This is a genomic window from Hydrogenophaga aquatica (assembly GCF_054780915.1).
In genome coordinates, this window is sequence record NZ_BAAGVK010000001.1 from 171,115 (window position 1) to 191,937 (window position 20,823).

Annotated in this window: 18 protein-coding genes; 12 read left to right on the plus strand and 6 right to left on the minus strand. The window is 61.9% G+C overall.

The features are described from left to right. The 4 genes from ACYVHH_RS00830 to ACYVHH_RS00845 all read left to right on the plus strand — a co-directional run bounded on the left by ACYVHH_RS00830 (position 1) and on the right by ACYVHH_RS00845 (position 4,641). Complete coding sequence (locus tag ACYVHH_RS00830) at positions 1-1,377, plus strand: multicopper oxidase family protein (protein WP_460563138.1); 1,377 nt, start codon at positions 1-3, stop codon at positions 1,375-1,377. 37 nt (positions 1,378-1,414) lie between these two features. Beyond that, the gene (locus tag ACYVHH_RS00835; protein ID WP_460563094.1) at positions 1,415-1,903 is read left to right on the plus strand and encodes a cupredoxin domain-containing protein; all 489 of its coding nucleotides are present in this window, start codon (positions 1,415-1,417) and stop codon (positions 1,901-1,903) included. Between the two features lie 39 nt (positions 1,904-1,942). Then, a complete protein-coding gene (locus tag ACYVHH_RS00840; protein WP_460563095.1) occupies positions 1,943-2,284 on the plus strand; it encodes a copper-binding protein in 342 nt (113 codons plus the stop codon). A gap of 125 nt (positions 2,285-2,409) precedes the next feature. Next, the gene (locus tag ACYVHH_RS00845; protein WP_460563096.1) at positions 2,410-4,641 is read left to right on the plus strand and encodes a copper-transporting P-type ATPase; all 2,232 of its coding nucleotides are present in this window, start codon (positions 2,410-2,412) and stop codon (positions 4,639-4,641) included. A 61-nt stretch (positions 4,642-4,702) separates the two neighbouring features. On the opposite strand, the gene ACYVHH_RS00850 is transcribed toward ACYVHH_RS00845, so the two are convergent. The 5 genes from ACYVHH_RS00850 to ACYVHH_RS00870 all read right to left on the minus strand — a co-directional run bounded on the left by ACYVHH_RS00850 (position 4,703) and on the right by ACYVHH_RS00870 (position 12,157). Further along, positions 4,703-4,984 carry a CopK family periplasmic copper-binding protein gene (locus ACYVHH_RS00850; protein WP_460563097.1) on the minus strand — a complete coding sequence of 94 codons (282 nt, stop codon included), beginning with the start codon at positions 4,982-4,984 and terminating at the stop codon, positions 4,703-4,705. A gap of 101 nt (positions 4,985-5,085) precedes the next feature. Continuing rightward, on the minus strand, positions 5,086-6,387 hold the full coding sequence (locus ACYVHH_RS00855; RefSeq protein ID WP_460563098.1) for a type I restriction-modification system subunit M: 1,302 nt from the start codon (positions 6,385-6,387) through the stop codon (positions 5,086-5,088). Positions 6,388-6,644: 257 nt separating this feature from the next. Then, the gene (locus tag ACYVHH_RS00860) at positions 6,645-8,048 is read right to left on the minus strand and encodes a tyrosine-type recombinase/integrase (RefSeq protein WP_460563099.1); all 1,404 of its coding nucleotides are present in this window, start codon (positions 8,046-8,048) and stop codon (positions 6,645-6,647) included. 290 nt (positions 8,049-8,338) lie between these two features. Beyond that, positions 8,339-11,194, minus strand: a complete 2,856-nt coding sequence (locus tag ACYVHH_RS00865; protein ID WP_460563100.1) for an EAL domain-containing protein — start codon at positions 11,192-11,194, stop codon at positions 8,339-8,341. A gap of 309 nt (positions 11,195-11,503) precedes the next feature. Then, positions 11,504-12,157, minus strand: a complete 654-nt coding sequence (locus ACYVHH_RS00870; RefSeq protein ID WP_460563101.1) for an RDD family protein — start codon at positions 12,155-12,157, stop codon at positions 11,504-11,506. Between the two features lie 173 nt (positions 12,158-12,330). Between ACYVHH_RS00870 and cho the strand changes: the two genes are divergently transcribed. The 7 genes from cho to ACYVHH_RS00905 all read left to right on the plus strand — a co-directional run bounded on the left by cho (position 12,331) and on the right by ACYVHH_RS00905 (position 18,886). Further along, entirely contained in the window at positions 12,331-13,218 is an 888-nt protein-coding gene (cho, locus tag ACYVHH_RS00875) for an excinuclease Cho (RefSeq protein WP_460563102.1), read from the plus strand. Positions 13,219-13,391: 173 nt separating this feature from the next. Next, complete coding sequence (locus ACYVHH_RS00880) at positions 13,392-14,174, plus strand: GntR family transcriptional regulator (RefSeq protein ID WP_460563103.1); 783 nt, start codon at positions 13,392-13,394, stop codon at positions 14,172-14,174. Next, positions 14,171-14,965, plus strand: coding sequence for a transporter substrate-binding domain-containing protein (locus ACYVHH_RS00885; protein WP_460563104.1), 795 nt, complete (start codon positions 14,171-14,173; stop codon positions 14,963-14,965). The genes ACYVHH_RS00880 and ACYVHH_RS00885 overlap by 4 nt, the downstream gene beginning before the upstream one ends. A gap of 24 nt (positions 14,966-14,989) precedes the next feature. Continuing rightward, complete coding sequence (locus ACYVHH_RS00890; RefSeq protein ID WP_460563105.1) at positions 14,990-15,664, plus strand: amino acid ABC transporter permease; 675 nt, start codon at positions 14,990-14,992, stop codon at positions 15,662-15,664. Then, positions 15,657-16,307: an amino acid ABC transporter permease gene (locus ACYVHH_RS00895; protein ID WP_460563106.1), complete on the plus strand. Its 651-nt coding sequence runs from the start codon at positions 15,657-15,659 to the stop codon at positions 16,305-16,307. Before ACYVHH_RS00890 ends, ACYVHH_RS00895 begins: the two co-directional genes overlap by 8 nt. After that, positions 16,294-17,043 (plus strand): amino acid ABC transporter ATP-binding protein, encoded by a 750-nt coding sequence (locus ACYVHH_RS00900; RefSeq protein WP_460563107.1) that lies wholly within the window; start codon positions 16,294-16,296, stop codon positions 17,041-17,043. Before ACYVHH_RS00895 ends, ACYVHH_RS00900 begins: the two co-directional genes overlap by 14 nt. A 613-nt stretch (positions 17,044-17,656) precedes the next feature. After that, a complete protein-coding gene (locus ACYVHH_RS00905) occupies positions 17,657-18,886 on the plus strand; it encodes a BaiN/RdsA family NAD(P)/FAD-dependent oxidoreductase (protein WP_460563108.1) in 1,230 nt (409 codons plus the stop codon). Between the two features lie 7 nt (positions 18,887-18,893). On the opposite strand, the gene pap is transcribed toward ACYVHH_RS00905, so the two are convergent. Next, complete coding sequence (pap, locus tag ACYVHH_RS00910; RefSeq protein WP_460563109.1) at positions 18,894-20,381, minus strand: polyphosphate:AMP phosphotransferase; 1,488 nt, start codon at positions 20,379-20,381, stop codon at positions 18,894-18,896. Between the two features lie 208 nt (positions 20,382-20,589). Here pap and rpsU point away from each other — a divergent pair, with 208 nt between their 5' ends. Continuing rightward, entirely contained in the window at positions 20,590-20,802 is a 213-nt protein-coding gene (gene rpsU / locus ACYVHH_RS00915; protein ID WP_460563110.1) for a 30S ribosomal protein S21, read from the plus strand. Positions 20,803-20,823 lie beyond the last annotated feature (21 nt).

Below are 20,823 nucleotides of genomic sequence, written 5' to 3' on the forward strand. Positions count from 1 at the left end.
ATCAACTCTCGCAGAAAATTTTTTGCCGGCGCTGCCGCCTCAGTCGCTGGACTGGCCGTCGCTCGCTCTGCCATGGCGTCCCTTCCGGAGCCCGTCATTCAGACCTCGGTCAATACGGCACCACCGCTGGTGCCTACGACGGGCCGCCCATATAACCCCGTTGTCACTCTCAATGGCTGGACCCTGCCGTGGCGGATGAACAATGGCGTCAAAGAATTCCACCTGGTGGCCGAGCCGGTGGTCCGCGAAGTGTCTCCCGGTTTCATGGTGAACATGTGGGGATACAACGGCCAGAGCCCTGGACCCACCATTGAAGTGGTGGAAGGAGATCGTGTCCGGATTTTCGTGACCAACAAGCTGCCTGAGCACACGACGATCCATTGGCACGGCCAGCGCTTGCCCAGTGGCATGGACGGCGTGGGTGGCCTGAATCAGCCGGCCATTCCGGTCGGAAAAACCTACGTCTACGAATTTGAGGCTCGCCGTCCCGGCACTTTCATGTACCACCCACACGCCGACGAGATGGTGCAAATGGCGATGGGCATGATGGGCATGTGGGTGACCCACCCCAAGGCCAAACACCCGCACATCAGCGACGTGGATCGGGATTTCTGTTTCCTGCTCAACGCCTTTGACGTCGAGCCAGGCAGCAAGACGCCCAAGGTCGCCACCATGACCGACTTCAACATCTGGTGCTGGAACTCCCGCGTGTTTCCGGCCATCGACACGTTGAACGTCCGACTGAATGACCGGGTTCGCATTCGCGTGGGCAATCTGACGATGACCAACCACCCCATACACCTGCACGGACATGAGTTTCTGGTGACAGGTACAGACGGTGGTCCGACGCCGCCGAGCACCCGCTGGTACGAGGTGACCACCGACGTGGCGGTGGGGCAGATGCGGCAGATCGAACTGATAGCGGATGAGGAGGGCGACTGGGCCATGCATTGCCACAAGAGCCATCACACCATGAATGCGATGGGGCACGACGTGCCGACCATGATCGGCGTGGACCACCGTGGATTGGTCAAGAAGATCCAGCGCGTGGCCCCTGACTACATGATGATGGGCGAGCGCGGCATGGCCGACATGGGAGAGATGCAAATGCCAATCCCCGACAACACGGCGCCCATGATGACCGGTACGGGTCAATTTGGCCCCCTGGAGATGGGCGGCATGTTCACGGTCTTCAAGGTGCGCAAGGACCAGAAACCCGGTGACTACAGCGATCCGGGTCACTACAAGTTCCCTGAAGGCACGGTGGCCTATGAGTGGAAAGGTCAGACACCTCCCGCCAATCGACCGGCCGCCTCGAATCCTGCACCGGCCTCCGCCACGGCCGTCAAGCCGAGCGGCAAGCATTCCGCCCACTGACCCCACTTCATTCCTCAACTCAGCCAAGGAGCATCACATGCAAGTAACCCAGATCATCGCCGTTGGCCTCATTGCGCTTTCGGCATCGGCCTCGTTTGCACACGGCAATGAAGAGCACAAGAAGGCCGGCCCTGTGAAGATGGAACAGAAGCCTTGGGGCATCGCCGGCACAGCGAAGCCGGGTGTTCGGACCATCGAGATCAAGATGACCGACAACATGCGTTTCAGCCCGGATCTGGTGGAAGTCAAGCAGGGGGAGACCGTTCGTTTCGTTCACACCAACAACGGAAAAATCATGCACGAGTTTGTTCTCGGAACAAAGAAGGAGCTCGATGAACATGCAGCCTTGATGAAGAAGTTTCCTGGCATGGAGCACGACGAGCCCTACATGGCGCACGTGGCGGCTGGGAAAAAGGGAGAAATCGTCTGGAACTTCAACCGGGTGGGCGAGTTCGATTTCGCTTGCCTGCTGCCTGGTCACTACGAAGCGGGCATGGTTGGAAAAATCCGCGTGGCGGCGAAGTAATCGGGACGCTACTACGCTCTCGTTTCAAGGAGTACCCTCATGAAAACGCTCAAACACGTATCCGCTGCTGTGGCGATCGTTGGCGCGACGTTGCTGGTTCCGGCATTTGCACAACAGATGCCCATGGACCACGGCAAGATGGCCAGCACTCAGGCTCCGTCAATGACTGATGGTGAGATCCGCAAGGTCGACAAAAGCGCGGGGAAGTTGACCATCAAGCACGGCGAGATCAAGCACATGGATATGCCGCCTATGACCATGGTGTTCTACGCGGGCGACAAAGCCATGCTCGATCAGGTGCGCGAAGGTGACAAGGTTCGATTTCTGGTGATCCAGGAATCGGGGAAGATGACCGTCACCAAAATCGAGCCCATGCGCTGAGTTTGGATTCGGTTGGGACAAACCGAATGAAGCCTCACAGCCTGCGAAGGATGTGAGGCTTTCGCCTTTGGCAAGGCCATGTTTCCCAAAACACCCCGCCCAGAACTCTGACAACCCTTGACCTTATGGATCACAGTCACCATCACCATCACCATAACCATCGCGGACATAGCGCCACCTCGACCGGAGCGGTCAAGGCGGGTTCGGAGAATGCCGGCGATGCCCCACTGGATACCGCAGTACCTGCAGAGGTGATGGGGGCGGTCTACACCTGCCCGATGCACCCCGAGATCCGGCAGAAACTCCCGGGCATCTGCCCCAAATGCGGTATGACGCTGGAGCCTATTTTGCCTACCGGCAATGAGGAAGATAACCACGAACTTCTGGACTTTAGCCGTCGGTTCTGGTGGACCTTGCCTTTGACCGTGGCTGTCGCAGTGCTGGCCATGCTGGGGCACCAGTTAACCGCTTTAAGCGCCGGGGCCAGAAGCTGGGTCGAGCTGGTGTTGTCGATCCCCATCGTCGTGTGGGCGGGGTGGCCGTTCTTTGCTCGAGGGTGGGCTTCTGTGGTCAATCGAAACCCCAATATGTGGACTCTGATTGCCCTGGGTACGGGAGCAGCGTTTCTGTATAGCGTCGTAGCAACGATCGCTCCAGGCGTCTTCCCTGAGTCGTTCCAGTCCATGGGGCGCGTGGGGGTTTATTTCGAAGCGGCTGCGGTGATCATCTCACTGACCTTGCTGGGGCAAATTCTGGAGCTCAAGGCCAGGTCCCAAACGTCGGCTGCGATCAAATCCCTTCTGGGTCTGGCGCCCAAGACCGCCCGCCGCATCCTTCCTGATGGATCCGAGGAAGACGTTGCGCTCAGCCATGTCCATGTAGGTGACTTGTTGCGCGTTCGACCCGGAGAGAAGGTTCCGGTTGACGGGATCGTGATCGACGGAGCGAGTGCCGTGGACGAGTCGATGCTGACGGGTGAACCGGTCCCGGTCACCAAGCGCATGGGTGACGCCTTGATTGGCGCTACGCTCAATACCAGTGGCGCGCTGACCATGAAGTCAGAGCGCATCGGGTCAGAGACGGTGCTTTCGCAGATCGTGCAGATGGTGGCGCAGGCGCAGCGGTCCAAGGCACCGATGCAACGCATGGCGGACGTCGTAGCTGGCTACTTCGTCATGACGGTGGTCGCAGTTGCTGTGATCACTCTGCTGGTGTGGGGTTTCTGGGGGCCTCAGCCCAGCTGGGTTTACGGCCTGATCAACGCTGTAGCGGTACTGATCATCGCCTGCCCCTGCGCATTGGGTCTGGCAACACCCATGTCCATCATGGTTTCGACCGGTCAGGCAGCTACGCGGGGGATTCTTTTCCGGGACGCAGCAGCCATCGAGAACCTGCGCCGCGTGGATACCTTGATCGTCGACAAGACCGGCACCCTGACCGAAGGCCGGCCGGTGTTCGAGCAAGTGATTCCCGTCGATGGCTTCACTGCGGACGAAGTTCTGACACTGGCGGCAAGTTTGGACCAGGGCAGCGAGCATCCACTGGCGGCCGCCATCGTTTCAGCGGCACGCGGCAAGGGCCTGGCTCTTCATCCCGTTGAAGACTTTGATTCGGGTTCTGGTATTGGTGTGTGGGGCCATGTTCAGGGCCGGCGGCTTTCTTTGGGCAACACCGCACTCATGGAGCAAATGGACGTCGAAACCATGTTTTTGAGTGATCGAGCTGACCAGTTGCGCGCTCAAGGTTCCAGCGTCATGTACCTGGCAGTCAGTGGGCAACTGGCTGGCTTGCTTGCGGTATCTGACCCCATCAAAGCCACCTCGCCGGAGGCGATAGCGACATTGAAAGCCGCCGGGGTGCGTATCGTGATGGCCACAGGTGACGGCGTGACCACTGCAAAAGCGGTCGGAGTTCACCTGGGTATTGACGAGGTACACGGCGAGGTGAAGCCAGCCGACAAGCTGGCGCTCGTAGAACGCTTGCAAGCCGAGGGGCGCGTCGTGGCCATGGCGGGGGACGGCATCAACGATGCGCCGGCACTCGCCAAAGCCGATGTAGGCATTGCGATGGGTACCGGAACGGATGTGGCCATGAACAGCGCCCAGGTAACCTTGGTCAAGGGCGACTTGCGAGGCATTGCCACTGCCCGAATGCTTTCGGTGCACACCGTGCAGAACATGAAGCAGAACCTCGCGTTCGCGTTTTTCTACAACGCCTTGGGCGTTCCCGTGGCTGCCGGAGTGCTGTTTCCCTTGACAGGGTGGTTGCTGTCTCCGCTGATTGCCGCGCTCGCTATGAGCCTGAGTTCGGTGTCCGTCATCGCAAACGCGTTACGGCTTCGCATGCAACGGCTGTGAGAGCAGCAGAAAAAAATAGCCGTCACACCTGTATCGTGTGACGGCTTGAGCACGTCTTAGGTCAGTTCTGGTGGCCCTTGACGGTAAGGGCGTGCATGCGGGCCACTTCGTTGCTGGTGACCGGAATTTTCTTGCCGTCTGCGGCTTCCAGCACATCGCCCTTCTTGATGTACTTGGCATTGCCATAGGCATCCTGCTTGGCCATGGTGCCGTCCTTGAAGACGAACAACGTACCGCCATCACGCAGTGGCACCATCTCCTTGGCCGCGTCGCGGGCGGCGTCGGATGCGAAGGTCATGGAGGTGGCAAGGGCGAGCGTGGTGAATGCGACGATGGTTTTCATGGTGACTCCTGATACTTGATCTGAGAGGCCTATGCCCCTCAGGTACTTTCGTACAGGCGCAATGATAGTGGCGCCCCCATGACACGAGGGTGCCGCCACGATTACATTGTTGTCACGGCCCTGTCAGTCTGTTTTGTATTCGTGGACTTCAGGTCCGACCGCCTCCTGAGCATCTGAAAGACCACGGGAACTACAAAAAGCGACAGCAAAGGCGCGCTGAGCATTCCGCCCACCATGGGCGCTGACTTGCGCTTTCGCAGCACGAGAATGCAGGCAGCCAAGCCTGTTCCGTAGAACAGGTTCGGCGCGAGGCCAATCACGGCCTCGATCAGGTCCATCTGCAGCAGTTTCTGGCGGATGTCACCTTCAGCGCCTTTGCGAAAAAGAGCGCCCTGGGGGAGCACCACGGCCATCCGGCCAGACCCCTCGGCCATGGACTTGACCATGTGCTGCACCCAGGCAAAGTCGCCACTTGACGAGGGCGGCAAACCGGCGAAGTTGCGACCGAAGGGATCATTCATCCACTGGTCTTCACCCCATTTTTCCAAGGAGAACGGCGGGTTGGCGATGACGCAATCGAAGGTGGCCAGTCGGTCGCCATCAAAGAAAGCGGGACTGCGCAGGGTATCGCCTCGCACCACCTGAAAGTCCTCAATGCCGTGCAAGAACAGGTTCATGCGGGCGATGGAAGAAGTCGTCAGGTTTTTCTCCTGGCCATACAGCTTGCCCCACAGTCGCTTCACGTCACCGTGCATCTCTTTGACGTGCTGTACGGCAGCGAGCAGCATCCCGCCGGTACCGCAGGCGGGGTCATAAATGGTCTCTGCTTCCTTGGGATCGAGCATGTCGATCATCAGCCGAACCACACTGCGTGGGGTGTAGAACTCGCCGGCCTTCTTGTTGGTGGCGTCGGCGAACTTCTTGATCAGGTACTCGTAGGCATCGCCGACCAAGTCGGACGCGGCGTTTTGGTTACCCAGCGGAAGCGCAGAAAAATGCTCGATAAGGTCCTTGAGCAGCGCATCCGACAGACGCTCCTTGTTCGTCCACTGCGCGTCACCGAACACGCCGTAGAGCGTGTCTGGGTTCGCCTTCTCGATGCCACGCATGGCGTGCTGCAGAGCAGCACCGACGTTGGTCGGTTTGGCACGGACGTCCACCCAGTGGCATTCTTCTGGAATTTGGAAACGGTGTGACTCCGGGAACCATGCCAACTGCTCATCACCCGTCTCGTCGACGATGTCCTGGTACTCCTCGTCCCATACGTCGCAGATGCGCTTAAAGAACAGCAGTGGGAAGATGTAGGTCTTGAAGTCGGCAGCATCCACCGGTCCGCGCAGGATGTTGGCGGATTCCCAGAGGTGGCTTTCGAGTTGGCCGAGAGTGACTTGGTCAGCACTCATTGTTACTTGTCCTTTGTGCATTTCGCTGGCCCTTGCAGGCCGGGCGCCGGCTGGGCATTTTCAACTCCGAACAGCCCTTGCAAGCATAGCGTGGGCCCTATCAGTTCAATTCGAGTATTCAGAACTACCCTCTGTGTCATCGAAGACATGGGCAATTGGGTGTCACAAACAACGACCGCTCGGTCTGTCCTCCAGTTGTCCATGAACGACGGCACTGCAACTCTGGACGACCAATCGCCTACCGGGCGGCTGGAATGTCACCTGGATGCTTTTGACCGAAGGGTTTGGATACGGTCACCCAGACTGGCCCAGGCGTTGCGCATCGGTGCTTCATACTGCGCCCGCTGGTAAATTCGCTTGACCTTCTTCTCCTCAATGTGGTTCAGACACCGCTCCACCACATCAGGCAGCACGCCCAGTTCGGCCATGTAAGTCGCTCCTGTACGCCGCAGGTCGTGCGGCGTCCATCGCCCTCCTGGCAAAACCAGCCCGTCAACGACCTTGGAGCGACCTGACATCGGTTTGCCACTTGAGCGTTGGCGATCACCCACCTGCTTGGTCACGGTTTTCTCGCAAACGTGATCAGCAAAATCTGGCTGGTCTTTCTTCTGCCTCCGAGCAGGAAACAACCAAGGTGTCAGTCCAGTCATCTCCTTCAGGCGCTTCAGGCAATTCACGGCAAAATCGCTGAGGTAGATGTCATGCCGACGGCCATTCTTGGTTTCAGGCAAGGTCCAAAGACGTCGAGTGAGATCCACGTGCTCCCAGCGAGCACTCAGGACCTCCCCAATCCGAGCCAACGTCCCCAGCTGCAGCATCAACGCCAGCTGGGCGGTGTCCGTCAAGCCAGACGACGGAAGCCTGCGGAACAACTCCATCACCTCGTCTTCAGAGAGCACCCGATCACGTTCTACATCTGCCCCCAGGCGAGCCTTCTTGATGCGAGCCGTGGGATCCGCTGGAATGTAATCGCGGTCGAGTGCAAACCCGAACATCTGCCGCAGATCGGCCAAGGTCTTCTTGGCAGTCCGCACCATGGTCATGGTCTCGGTGGCGCGGCCTTTGATGGTGTCCACGATCTCTTGGATGTGTGCCTTGGTCACGTCCTCTGCAGCCATCTCTCCGATCAGTGGAAAAACGTCCCGGTTGAATGAACGCTCCACCTCTGCACCCTTGTCCGCACGCTGGATCAGCTCCAGTCGCTGCCACTGTCCAAACAGCCCCTTGACGCTGAGTCTGGCCTCTTTCTCGGCCAGTTGTTGTAGCCGCTGCTTTTGAACGAGGATGGCCTCTTGTCGGTCGGCCTCGATTTTCAGCAACTCAGCTTCACGCTCGGCTGCAATACGCAAGCGCTCAGCCTCAACGGCTGCTTGAGCCTCATCAGTGATTTTGCGGCGTTCGGCTACAGGGTCGATACCGCTGCGGATCTGCACCCGCCACCCATCTCGAGCCTTGCGGATCTCGGCCAGTCCCATCTTCGGCCAGGTCCCGACCAGAATGGATTTGCTGGCTTTGGCAAACTTGTAGGCAAAACGGAACTGAACAGAGACGGTGCCATCCTTCGCGACATACACCTGCCCTTTGAGTGAGCCACCGTCCGTCAGGATGCGTCCTTTGTCTTCGGCCCTCAAGGCCTCCAGTTCTTTCACCGTAATGGGCATACCGGCCTCCGTTGTACCAACCATTGTACCAACCGGAGACGAAGATTTCCTTGGAATTCCTTGGACAAGCCAAGACAACATCTGAAGACAAATTTTCTTAAGTTGTTGTTTTTATTGAATTATTTAAAGATTGACTGGACCGCATCAAACGCCCCAAGACAGTATATAAATTGCATGGGGTGCAAGGGGTAGCGAGTTCGAATCCCGCCACGCCGACCATAAACGACAAAAGCCCGGTACCGAAAGGTCCGGGCTTTTCTCTTTCTGGCCTTACTGCTGCGCTGTTGGCGTCAGACCGAAACGCTGTAGCTTGGGTTCAAGTGGTTTGCAAACGGAACAGCTGCCTCCTTGTCCCGGAACCGCTCAGCCGGCTCCGGCACCGCCCACGTCACTTCCAGGCCCCGGCCCAGCAAGCGATCAAAAGCCTCCGGCGGCAACGGTTTTGCAAAATAGAACCCCTGGCCGAAGTCACAGCCCAGCTCTGCCAGAACACTAGCCTGGGCAGCGGTTTCCACGCCTTCGGCAATGACCTTGATGCCAAGACCGTGCGCCATCATCACGATGGCACCGCAAAGCGTTCTGTTGGCCAGGTCGTTTTCCAGGTTCTGGACAAATATCTTGTCGATCTTGACGAAACCTATGTCCATCTTCTGCAAGTAAGCCATGGAGGAATAACCTGTGCCAAAGTCATCCAGCGAAAGCTGAATACCCGACTCACGCATGGCCCGCAGGGTTTCGCCGACGAAGCCTGACGTGTCGAGCAGCAACCCTTCCGTGATCTCCACCGCCACCGCTTCACCCGGCAACCCCATGGAGCGCATGAATGCCAGGTCGTCCATGACGGTCTGCCCGTTGTGCTGAAACTCGATCGGGGACTTGTTGATGCTCAGCTGCAAAGGATGCTCCTGGTGCCAGACCGCGAGCTGACGGCAGGCCTCCTGGAACGCCCAGCGCCCCATGGAGACGATCAAACCGCTTTTTTCTGCCAGGGGAATGAAGCGCGCCGGGCTGATCAGGCCTTCGGCCGGATGATGCCAGCGCATCAATGCCTCGGTTTTGTGGATTGCTCCCGTGCGCAGGCAGACGATGGGTTGGTACTCCAGAAACAGCTCTCCCCCCTGGATGGCACGGCGCAGATCGTTGGTCATGCGCAAGCGCTCCAGCGCGGCCTCCTGCATGGACGCGGAAAAGTACACGCGGCGGTTACGCCCTGCCTCCTTGGCCACGTACATGGCCTGCTCACTCAGCTCGAGGAGGCGCTGCGGGGAATTGGTGTCCTTGGGGTAATTCGCAATACCAATGCTGGCACTCAAATAGAACGGCAATGTCGCTGAATGGAACGGCTCCGTCATCACCGTCAGTATCTGCTGCACCGTCACTTCCAGCAGCGAGGGGTTGTGCGGGCTGGGCATGACGATGGCGAATTCATCACCCCCCAGACGCGCCAGGAAGGCTTGCGGGCCAAGGCACCCACGCAGACGCTGCGCCGTGCCCACCAACACCTGGTCGCCAACGTGGTGCCCCAGCACCTCGTTCACTTCCTGGAAGCGGTCGATGTCGAGCATGAGAACGTAGAAGGAACCGTGGCTGCCCGCCGGGCCCTGCTCAACAAACTCCTGGAGGTTCTGCAAAAACAGTTTCCGGTTCGGCAACCCGGTCACCGGGTCGAGGTGAATGGAGTTCCAGAGCGAGTCGTCTTTGGACTTGTCGTTTTCCAGCGCAGAAAAAATACAGACGTGCCGCAGCGGCGCGCCCTGTTCGTCCTTGATGACCTTCATGAACAAGTGCCGCAGTGACGACACCCCGTCCTTTCCCACCAGCCCCAGCTCGCCGCTCCATTGACCGGCTTCAAGCAAGCCACGCTGAATTTTCTCCATCAGGTCCACGCTGTCGGACTCCGACAGCAACATGCCCGGGTGCCTGCCGATCAACTCCGAGGCCTGGTACCCCGTCATTTGAACGAACGCGGGGTTGGCACTGACGATCCGCTGTTGCTCATCGGTAAGCAGCAACGCGTCACCCAAGGACTGGTACACCGCGCCAGCAAGCTTGAGTTCGGCGTCTTCCGCCCGCTTTCTTTGAGCAACTTGCACTTCCAGACGCTGCTTGGCGCGGTGCACATACCAAGCAAAACCGCCCAACGCCAAAGCCACGAACAGCGACACCCCAACCACCCAGAACGCCCACAGGGGCAGAAGCGGCTTTTGCTGGCCATAGAGAAAGCCATCCAGCGAAAGGTCGCGCGGCAACATGCCCAGATCGGCATAGATGTTGAGCACGTGGCGCCAGCGCGCCTCGTGCATGTACCCGATTTCGACCAGGTCCGCTCGAACCATCTGCACCACTTTCTCGGCCTCGAAAGCCAACTTCTCGCGGTCCTTGTCCTGCCCCCAGCCGTTGCGCACCATCAGGTCTATCGTGGCGCCAGGGTTGTTGACCGCGTACTGCCAACCCCTCAGGCTGGCGCGCCGAAAGGCGGCCACGCGATCGGGGCGCTCTTTCAGTTGACTCTCGGTGGTGTAGAGGTTGTCGCCGTAGAAGTCGATACCGGCAGATCGAGGAAGGAAACTCAAAAAGCTGGCGCCCACCTTTTCAAGGTAATAAGGATCGTTGGTGATGTAGCCTGCGTAGGCGTCTGCACGACCGTTCACCAGGTCTTCATAGGTGTAGTCGTTCGCCTGTACCAGTTGAACCTGGTCCAGCGGAACCCCCATGGTGCGCAGGTAGGCCAGCACCTCCGTGGCAAACGGGTCGATCATCACCTTCTTGCCCACCAGGTCGTGCACCGACTCGATCCCGTCGCGCCGCATGGCGAGCAAGACGTACGGGGAGTGCTGAAAGACGGAAGCCAGCACGACGACCGGCTCCTTGCGGCCTCGCATCAGCAGGAGATCGGTGCTCGCGACACCGAAGTCAGCCCTTCCCCCCAAGACCTCTTCGGCGGGGTTGACGTTCAAGTCAACCGGCTTGATGCGCACATCCAGGCCTTCATCCGCGTAGTAACCCAGCGCCTTGGCCGCGTAGTAACCCGCAAACTGAAACTGGTGGTGCCATTTCAGCTGGAGCGTGACCTTGTCTTGCGCTTGGGCGCAAAACACCCAGAACAGCGTGCAGAACAGCACCCCCCAGCTTGTCTTCTTCGGCATGGCGAACAGCTCCCGCGGAGGCACGAGCCTCCCGGCATGGTCATTGACTAAACATATTTGTCCTAGACAAATATGTATTTAGGTCGAATATATACCGGAGACGGATGACCGTCCACACGCATGGCAGATTGCATTGGCCGCTCTGTGGGTGCTGGCGGGCGCGCTCGGCACCCAGCCCCCCGCTGAAATACCTTGCCTACGGTTTGAGCAGCGCAGGTCAAACCTTTATGGAACAAGGACTTAGGCGGTATCCCCCTCGTTTATCCACAGGCTTGCCCCCGTTGGCTGGGGATGTCTGTGCATGCAGCTTCAGGAGGCCGCGCTGATGAGCATGAAGAACAAGGCAAAAAAGACGATGGCAGCCAACGTCCGGCCGATCCCGACGGGGCGGTGCACGACTTCGAACCCGCCGTCGGCGTCCCAGCTTGTGGAGCCCCCGCGCTTGAGTCTGCCGTGGGCAATGATCAAGGTGACCAGACTGACCAACGGCAGGCCCATGCCCATGCCCCTCAGCCAGACCTTGAGGCTGCGCGCCAGCGCGGTTGAATAGTCAATCCGCTGGCCATTGCGCAGGCGCAGCGTGATGCGGAACAGCGTCTTGCCGGGGGTCGTGCCGAATACGCTCAGGCACAAGGGCTCGACGAATGCCCACGCCAGAAAGATGATGAAGCCCAGCACCCACTCGCTGGCAGGGCCGCTGCTCGCCACGACGTCTGGCCACAGAAAGCCCAGCACAGCGCCCAGTGGCAAGGAGAACAACATGACATCCAGCATCCTTGACCAGTAGCGCACCCAGGGACGGATCTGCGCGCCCTCGGCCTGCGGGGTGGGCTCATTGACGGGCCAGTCTGCCGCATTGCCCCGGTACACGCTGTCGGTACCCGGCGCCGCGATGCCCTTGCCGCAGGACGGGCAGAACTGCCCGCCCGGGGGCAACTGTGAGCCGCAGTGTTGACAGAACATCGCCTGAACCTCCCGGAAAATCCCTTGCCATACCGTTGTGCCGAAGATGATAACGGACACCTGGATAGCGCTGATATCCTGCCAGCCTGGCCCCAGGAGATCTTGGCCAGTGGGTGTGCTGGCCTTCCTCGTAACCAGCCAACGCCCGCCCGAACATTTGCCTTGACGATGCCATGCAGCTGCCAACCCGCCGCAAGCCCGAGTTTGAAGAAGCCCGCATCTACAGTTACCCAGAGCACCTGCGTTCAAGCCTGGAGGCCATGCCCCAGGCACCGGGCGTGTACACCTTTCATGGCCAGGAACGTGACTTGCCGCTGTACATCGGCAAAAGCGTCAACCTGCGAGCCCGGGTGTTGTCACACCTGCGCAATGCAGACGAGGCACGCATGCTGCGCCAGTCCACACACATATCGTTCATACGCACGGCTGGCGAGATTGGCGCCCTGCTGCTCGAAGCCCGCCTGATCAAGGAACAGCACCCGCTGTTCAACCAGAAGCTGCGGCGCAACCGCCAGTTGTGCTCGCTGCGCATTGGGGCAACAGGCACGCCTGAGGTGGTGTACTCCAAGGACATCAACTTCGCCACAGAGCCCAACCTCTACGGCCTTTACGCCAGCCGCCATGCAGCGCTTGACGGCCTGCGGGCGATGGCCGATGAGCACGGCCTGTGCTATGGGGCCCTGGGGCTGGAGAAGCTCAGCGCTGGCCGGGGGTGCTTCCGGGCCATGCTCAAGCGGTGCGCCGGGGTGTGTTGTGGACGCGAGAACGTGGAACAGCACCACCAGCGGTTACTGACCGCACTGGAAGCGGTACGTGTGGCCTGCTGGCCCTACCCCGGGGCCGTGGGGCTGGTCGAGCGCTGGAAACCTGAAGGCGATGCGGATGGCGCAGGCGCGTTCACGCAGATCCACGTCATCCGCAACTGGTGTTACCTGGGCAGCGTCGAACACCCCCACCAGGCCGCCGATCTCGACCGCGTGGCGACAGCCTTCGATGCCGACGGCTACAAGATTCTGTGCCGGCCTGTGCTGACCGGCTCGCTGGAGGTGGTCCGCGTCTGATCCCCGCCCGGCAACCGGCTTGCACCGTGCAGCGCATCGGCACGCCATTTCGGTGCATGGAGCCTCAAGGCAACTGTTTTTTGCGCACGTCTTTGATGCGCAAGCCTTGCATACAAGACTGATCACAGCTGGCACGCTTCTCGCAAGGTGTGGCTCAACAACGAGCCCACACCATGAACTCCAGCGTCATCGCCGACCGCATCGTCGAAGCCATACTGGCCCAGAAACTGGCGCCGGGCAGCCGCTTGGGCGAACAGGCCCTGTCCATCCTGTTCGACTGCAGCCGCACGCTGGTGCGCGAGGCCATGATGCAGCTCACAGCGCGCGGCATCGTCACGGTGAGCGCGCGGCGCGGCTGGTACGTGGTGCAGCCGTCCGAGGTGGAAGCCCGCGAAGCCTTCGAGGCACGCCGCGTCATCGAGACCGGCCTGATCCGCAGCGCCGCGCCCATGGACAAAACCAAGCTCACGCGGCTCAAGCGCCACATCCAGGAAGAAAAAGCCGCGCTGCAGGGTGACGACGTGGGCCGCCGCAGCTACCTGCTGGGCGACTTCCACGTCTGCCTGGCGGAATGCCTAGGCAACCAGCTGCTGGCTGACACGCTGCGCGACTTCACGGCGCGCACCACCCTCATCGCCATGCTCTACCAGTCCACACACGACGCGGTGCAGTCCTGCAACGAGCACGTGGAAATCGTGCGTGCCCTGGAGCGCGGCGACACGGCGCGTGCAGAAGCCCTCATGGCGGCACACATCGGCCATGTGCAACAGGCTCTGCGGCTGGACGCCGTGGTAGCCGACCCGCTGGCGCAACTGCGTGAAGCGTTGTCCCCCCTCGATGCCCCGGCTGGCAACCCGGCCACCGCTGCCCCCCGTTCCAGACGTGCGCGCGGCCAGAGCGCCGCCGCCGCAAGCGATCCCCTCCCCACCTCAACCTACCTTGGAGCCCTCCTATGAAAGTCACCAAACGCCACCTGCTCGCCGCCAGCATCGGCCTGGCCCTGCTCGGCAGCACCGGCCTGGCCAACGCCCAGAACGCCCTGGCCGACATCGAAAAAACCAAGCTCATCAAGATCGCCGTTCCCACGGATTTCCCGCCCTACGGCTTCGTGGGCATCGACCTGCAGCCCCAGGGCCTGGACGTGGACATGGCCAAGTACATCGCCACCAAGATGGGCGTGAAGATCGAGCTGGTGCCCGTGACCAGCGCGAACCGCATTCCTTACCTGCAAAGCAAGAAGGCCGACCTCGTCATCTCCACCTTGGGCAAGAACCCCGAGCGTGAGAAGGTGATCGACTTCACCGCCGCCTACTCGCCCTTCTTCCAGGGCATCTTCGCGCCCAAGTCCATGAGCATCAAAGGCCTGCCCGACCTGGCAGGCAAGAGCGTGGCCGTCACGCGCGGCGCCATCGAAGACCAGGAGCTGACCAAGCTGGCCCCCGCCGGCACCGACATCAAGCGCTTCGAGGACAACAACGCCACCGTGTCGGCCTTCGTGTCCGGGCAGACGCAGCTGATTGCCACAGGCGTGTCGGTGGCCGAGAACATGATGCAGCGCAACCCGCAGCTGGGCACCGAATACAAAGTGCTGCTGAAGGACAGCCCCAACTTCATCGGCGTGGCCAAGGGCGAAGACGAGCTGCGCCAGAAGGTCAACGCCATCATCGCCCAAGCCAAGACCAGCGGCGACCTGGACAAGCTGGCCCAGAAGTGGCTGAAGCGCCCGGCGGGCAACCTGCCCGAGTGAAGTTGACACCCCAGGACGCAGGCCATGGCCATCGAACTTGACTTCTCTGCCGTGCTGATCGAGTGGCCCATGCTGCTCAAGGGTGCGGCCTGGACGCTGGGGCTCACGGCGGTGTCTGCCGTGGTGGGCCTGCTGCTGGGCATCGCCTGCGCCTGGGGCCGCACCGCCGGTGCGGCGCCGCTGCGCTGGGTAGTGGGTGCCTATGTGGAGCTGATCCGCAACACGCCCTTCATCGTCCAGCTCTTCTTCATCTTCTTCGGCCTGCCTGCTCTGGGCCTGCGCATTTCGCCGGAGTGGTCCAGCGTGATCGCCATGGTGGTGAACCTGGGCGCCTACGCCGCGGAAATCGTGCGGGCGGGTGTGCAGGCCACACCGCGTGGGCAGATCGAAGCGGCCATCAGCCTGGCGCTCACACCTGCGCAGACCTTCACACGTGTGGTGCTGCCGCCTGCGCTGCGGCGTGTGTGGCCCGCGCTGGTGTCGCAGATCATCATCGTCATGCTCGGCTCGGCCGTGTGCGGGCAGATTGCCACCGAGGAACTGAGCTACACCGCCAACCTGATCCAGAGCCGCAACTTCCGCGCGTTCGAGGCTTTCATCGTGGCCACGGGCATGTACCTGCTGCTGGCCATTGCCGTGCGGCACGTGCTCAACCGGCTGGGCAACCGGCTGCTTTTTGGGGGGAGCCGCCATGGTTGACTTCACCACCTGGGACATCCTGCGCAACCTGCTGCTGGCCGGACGCTGGACCATCGCGCTGTCGCTGATCGCCTTTGTGGGCGGCGGCCTGGTGGGCCTGCTTCTGCTCTTGCTGCGGTCATCCGGACAACCCGTGCTGCAGCGCCTGGTGGCGGGCTACGTTCAGTTGTTTCAGGGCACACCGCTGCTGATGCAGCTGTTCCTGGCCTACTTCGGTCTGGCCCTGCTGGGCGTTGAAACGTCGGCCTGGTTTGCCGCCAGCGCTGCGCTCACGCTGTACAGCAGCGCCTTCCTCACAGAGATATGGCACGGCTGCGTGCGCGCCATCCCGCGCGGGCAATGGGAAGCTGCACAAAGCCTGGCCATGAACTTCGTGGAGCAGATGCGCCACGTCATCCTGCCGCAGGCCGGTCGCATTGCTGTAGCGCCCACGGTGGGCTTCCTGGTGCAGGTCGTGAAGGGCACGGCGCTGGCCTCGGTCATCGGCTTTGTGGAGCTCACCAAGGCGGGCACCATGATCACCAACGCCACCTTCCAACCCTTCCTCGTCTACAGCCTGGTGGCGCTGCTCTACTTCGCCCTGTGCTTCCCCATCAGTTTCTATTCCCGCGTTCTGGAGAACAAGCTCCATGCCAAACACTGAATCCCCTGCGGCGGTCAGCATCCGCGGCCTGCGCAAGTCCTACGGCAGCAACGAAGTTCTCAAGGGCATCGACCTGGAAGTCCGCCCCGGCGAAGTCATTGCCATCATCGGCAAGAGCGGTTCGGGCAAGAGCACGCTGCTGCGTTGTGTGAACGGGCTGGAGACTTTCCAGCACGGCGATCTTCGCGTGCAAGGGCTGCCGCTGGTCTACAACGATGCCACCGCCATGCGTGCGCTGCGCCAGCAGGTCGGCATGATCTTCCAGCAGTTCAACCTGTTCCCGCACCTGAGCGTGGGCCGCAACGTCATGCTGGCCCCGGGGTTGGTGAAGAAGACCGCTGCCAACGTGCTGGAAGCGCGCGCCCGCGAGCTGTTGCAGCGCGTGGGCTTGGGTGACAAGTTCGACGCTTTTCCCGACCAGCTCTCGGGTGGACAGCAGCAGCGCGTAGCGATTGCGCGGGCGCTGGCCATGGAGCCGGGCATTCTGTTGTGCGACGAGATCACCTCGGCGCTGGACCCGGAGCTGGTGGGTGAGGTGCTGGCGGTGGTGGAAAGCCTGGCGCAGGAGGGCATGACGCTGTTGATGGTGACGCACGAGATGAACTTTGCACGCAAGGTGAGCGACCGGGTCATCTTCATGCACCAGGGCCGGGTGCACGAGACGGGCGCACCGGACGAACTGTTTGCCAACCCGCAAACGGCGGAGCTCAAGCAGTTTCTGTCTTCTATCCACTGAACTTCTGCCCGGGGTTGCCAAAGCGTGTGTTGCTCCTGGGGTGTTGGCGGCCAAGGCATGTGCGCCCAGGGGCTGGCGCTTCAACGAGGCGGCCGGTGCTACGCACCGGCTCCCCTGCGATGCTCGATGCCGTGGCCACGCGGCGGAACTCGCTTCGTTCGCTTTGCTCACTGCGCTCAAACAGCCGCCGCAAGCTAGATGACGAAGCGCGCTCACGCGCGCTGGCCACGGCCTCTGCGCTTCTCGGCACCTCGCAAGGCGCGCCAGCCCCTGGGCACACACGCCTTGGCGAAGCACTGCTGGCACACCAACGGTTGCGTTCCAACGTTCTTGGTAGCTGCGGCAGGCCTGGCCCTGTGGGGGCGATTTCTGTGGCGGCTGTGGCCGCCTGTCTGGGGCCGGGCGCGCGTTAGCGCGCTTCGTAACTGACTTGCGGTGGCTGTTCGAACGGAGCGCTGCAAGCGCGCAGTGAGTTCCACCGCACCGGCCCCAGACAGGTGGACGCAGCGGAGTCGGCGCCAAGGGCGCCGACCGTCACAGTATGAGCCCCCGCAGGGCCAGGCCTGCCGCAGCGCGAGGCCCCCCCCAGCACCGTGCGAGAATTCGCGACCCCATGCACACCTACGACGTCACCATCATCGGCGCCGGCGCTGCCGGCCTCTTCTGCGCAGGCGTCGCCGGCCAGTTGGGCCTGCGCGTGCTCCTCATCGACCACGCCCCCAAGGTTGCCGAAAAAATCCGCATCTCCGGTGGCGGCCGATGCAACTTCACCAACCGCGACCTGGACCCGCGCCAGCCGCAAAAGCACTTCCTGGGCGACAACCCCCACTTCTGCCGCTCCGCCCTGTCGCGCTACACGCCCAACGATTTCATCGAGCTGCTGCAACGCCACGGCGTGCCCTTCCACGAAAAACACAAAGGCCAGCTGTTCTGCGACCGCTCAGCGCAAGACTTGATCGACGTGCTGCTGCGCGAGTGCGATGCCGGCCAGGTACAGCGTTGGCAACCCTGTTCGGTCAAGCAGGTCAGATCAACCAACACCGACGGTGGCCAGCGTTACGAACTCGACACCGACGAAGGCACTGTGACCTGCCGCTCGGTGGTGGTGGCCACCGGCGGCCTGCCCGTGCCCAAGATCGGCGCCACCGACTTCGGCCTGCGCCTGGCCAAGCAATTCGGCCTGGGCGTGGTGGAAACCCGCCCAGCCCTTGTACCGCTGACCTTCGACGGCACCGACTGGGCCCCCTTCGCCGATCTGGCCGGCCTGGCGCTGCCCGTGCGCATGGAAACCGGCGAAAAGAAGCAGCGCGCCGAATTTCTGGAAGATCTGCTCTTCACCCACCGGGGCCTCAGTGGCCCGGCCGTGCTGCAGATCTCCAGCTACTGGCGCCCCGGCCAGCCCCTGCGGGTGGACCTGCACCCGGACGAAGCCCTGGAGCCCCTGCTGCAAGACGCCAAGGCACGTTCGCGCAAACTGCTGGCCAACGAACTGGCACAGCACCTGCCCGCCCGGCTGGCCGATGCCTGGACGCAACGCCACCCACAGTGGCAACGCCCCGTGAACGAGGCCAGCGACAAGGCCCTGGCCGAACTGGCCCAAGGCCTGCATCGCTGGCAGATCACCCCCACCGGCACCGAAGGCTACGCCAAGGCCGAGGTCATGGCCGGGGGGGTGGACACGCGCCAGCTCTCCTCGCAAACCATGGAGTCGCGCCAACCCGGCCTGTACTTCATCGGCGAAGTGGTGGACGTAACGGGCTGGCTGGGCGGCTACAACTTCCAGTGGGCCTGGGCCAGCGCCTACGCCTGCGCCCAGGCGCTGGCCGCCGAACCCCGGGGCTGACGAGACTTCAGTCCACCTCGTCCAGCGCCCGCTCCAGGCGCTCGCACAGCGTCTGCAGCACCTGTATGCGCGCGAACAGCTTGTCATCCGACGCCACCACGTGCCACGGCGCCAGTTGCGTGGAAGTGCGGTCGATCATGTCCTCCACCGCGCGCTCGTACAGCGGCCACTTCTCGCGGTTGCGCCAATCGTCGTCGGTGATCTTGTAGTTCTTGTGTGGCGTCTCCTGCCGCTCGCGAAAGCGCCGCAGCTGCTCCTCGGGCGTGATGGCCAGCCAGAATTTCACGATCACCGCTCCCGACTCGGCCAGCTCCTCCTCGTACCCGTTGATCTCGTCGTAGGCACGCATCCAGTCCGCCTCGCTGCAGAAGCCCTCTACACGCTCCACCAGCACGCGTCCGTACCAGGAACGGTCAAAGATGACGGAACGCCCGTGCGCCGGGATGTAGCGCCAGAAACGCCACAGGTAAGGCTGTGCGCGCTCGTTTTCGTTGGGCGCCGCCACCGGCACCACACGGTAGAAGCGCGCGTCCAGCGCGTTCGTGATGCGCCGGATGGTGCTGCCCTTGCCCGCCGCATCCATGCCTTCAAACACCAGCACCAGAGCGCGCTGGCGCATGCGCGGGTCGCGGCTGAGCCCGTTGAGGCGGCCCTGCAGCACCTCCAGAGCCTCCTCGTAACGCTTGCGCCCCAGACGGCGGCCATAGTCCTGCGCGGCCAGCAGGCTGCGCTTGTCCAAGGGGGCAGCCGTGCGCGTCACGGCGGGTGCGCGGCGCTCCTCGGGCCTGTCAAAGTGCTGCCGCAACACCTCCAGCAAGTGGCGGCCAGCCGTCAGGTAGCGGTAGGCCGGGTCGCTGCCCTCGATCACCACCCACGGCGCCTCGGCAGTGCTGGTCTTGCGCAGGGCCTCGTCGCTCACGCGGATGAAATCGTCGTAATGCTTCAGGTTGTCCTTTTCCTGGGGCTGCACCCGCCAGGCGGTCTTCGGGTCCGACGCCAGCGCCTTGAGCCGCTCCTTCGACGCCTTCTTGGACAGGTGGAACCAGAACTTCACCAGCACCACGCCCTCGGCGGCCAGCATGCGCTCGAAGCGGCGGATGCGTTCCAGCCGGTGGACGAAGCGGTCATGCCTGTCCTTGCCCCGGGCGTGCGAAACGATGGGGTCGCTGTACCAGGAGCCGAACAGGATGCCGATGTGCCCCTTGGGGGGCAGCACCTGCCAGAAGCGCCACATCTCAGGGTGCTGGCGCTCGGCGTCGGTCTGCGGGCCAAAAGCCTCGGTGCGTATGTGGCGCGGGTCCATCCACTCGTTGAGCACGTTGACCGTCTCGCCCCGCCCGGCCCCGTCCACACCATTGACCAGGATGACCACCGCCGTCCGTGCCTCGCGCAGCAGGCGGTACTGCGCATCCAGCAGCTCCGCGCGCAGCCTGGGCCCTTCTTGCTTGAAGGTCTTCTTGTCTATCCTGTGGCCGATTTCCGCCGACTCGAACATGCCTGTCTCCGTAGCCTTGCCGCCCGGTGCGGCCAACCTGCCACACTGTAATGGCAAAAACGAAAAACAAACGCTATAATCCTGGGCTTTGCTGGCAAACCCCCGTCGGCCGTGATCACCTGATGACGGGGAAAACTTGCCGCAGCGCGGGTTCAGGGCCCGATCTTCCCTGGACACCGGCGCGGCACACTTCGGAAAACATTAGCTAATGACCACCATCCGCGTTAAAGACAACGAACCGTTCGACGTCGCTCTGCGCCGCTTCAAGCGCACCATCGAAAAACTGGGCCTGCTCAACGACCTGCGCGCCCGGGAGTTCTACGAGAAGCCCACCGCCGAGCGCAAGCGCAAGAAGGCCGCCGCCGTCAAGCGTCACTTCAAGCGCGTTCGCTCCATGCAGCTGCCCAAGCGCCTGTACTGATCCGCTTGGACACGCCTGCGG

Coding starts and splice junctions, on each gene's coding strand:
- ACYVHH_RS00835 (WP_460563094.1), top strand. CDS start 1,415: ATGCAAGTAACCCAGATCATCGCCGTTGGCCTCATTGCGCTTTCGGCA.
- ACYVHH_RS00840 (WP_460563095.1), top strand. CDS start 1,943: ATGAAAACGCTCAAACACGTATCCGCTGCTGTGGCGATCGTTGGCGCG.
- ACYVHH_RS00845 (WP_460563096.1), top strand. CDS start 2,410: ATGGATCACAGTCACCATCACCATCACCATAACCATCGCGGACATAGC.
- ACYVHH_RS00850 (WP_460563097.1), bottom strand. CDS start 4,984: ATGAAAACCATCGTCGCATTCACCACGCTCGCCCTTGCCACCTCCATG.
- ACYVHH_RS00855 (WP_460563098.1), bottom strand. CDS start 6,387: ATGAGTGCTGACCAAGTCACTCTCGGCCAACTCGAAAGCCACCTCTGG.
- ACYVHH_RS00860 (WP_460563099.1), bottom strand. CDS start 8,048: ATGCCCATTACGGTGAAAGAACTGGAGGCCTTGAGGGCCGAAGACAAA.
- ACYVHH_RS00865 (WP_460563100.1), bottom strand. CDS start 11,194: ATGCCGAAGAAGACAAGCTGGGGGGTGCTGTTCTGCACGCTGTTCTGG.
- ACYVHH_RS00870 (WP_460563101.1), bottom strand. CDS start 12,157: ATGTTCTGTCAACACTGCGGCTCACAGTTGCCCCCGGGCGGGCAGTTC.
- cho (WP_460563102.1), top strand. CDS start 12,331: ATGCAGCTGCCAACCCGCCGCAAGCCCGAGTTTGAAGAAGCCCGCATC.
- ACYVHH_RS00880 (WP_460563103.1), top strand. CDS start 13,392: ATGAACTCCAGCGTCATCGCCGACCGCATCGTCGAAGCCATACTGGCC.
- ACYVHH_RS00885 (WP_460563104.1), top strand. CDS start 14,171: ATGAAAGTCACCAAACGCCACCTGCTCGCCGCCAGCATCGGCCTGGCC.
- ACYVHH_RS00890 (WP_460563105.1), top strand. CDS start 14,990: ATGGCCATCGAACTTGACTTCTCTGCCGTGCTGATCGAGTGGCCCATG.
- ACYVHH_RS00895 (WP_460563106.1), top strand. CDS start 15,657: ATGGTTGACTTCACCACCTGGGACATCCTGCGCAACCTGCTGCTGGCC.
- ACYVHH_RS00900 (WP_460563107.1), top strand. CDS start 16,294: ATGCCAAACACTGAATCCCCTGCGGCGGTCAGCATCCGCGGCCTGCGC.
- ACYVHH_RS00905 (WP_460563108.1), top strand. CDS start 17,657: ATGCACACCTACGACGTCACCATCATCGGCGCCGGCGCTGCCGGCCTC.
- pap (WP_460563109.1), bottom strand. CDS start 20,381: ATGTTCGAGTCGGCGGAAATCGGCCACAGGATAGACAAGAAGACCTTC.
- rpsU (WP_460563110.1), top strand. CDS start 20,590: ATGACCACCATCCGCGTTAAAGACAACGAACCGTTCGACGTCGCTCTG.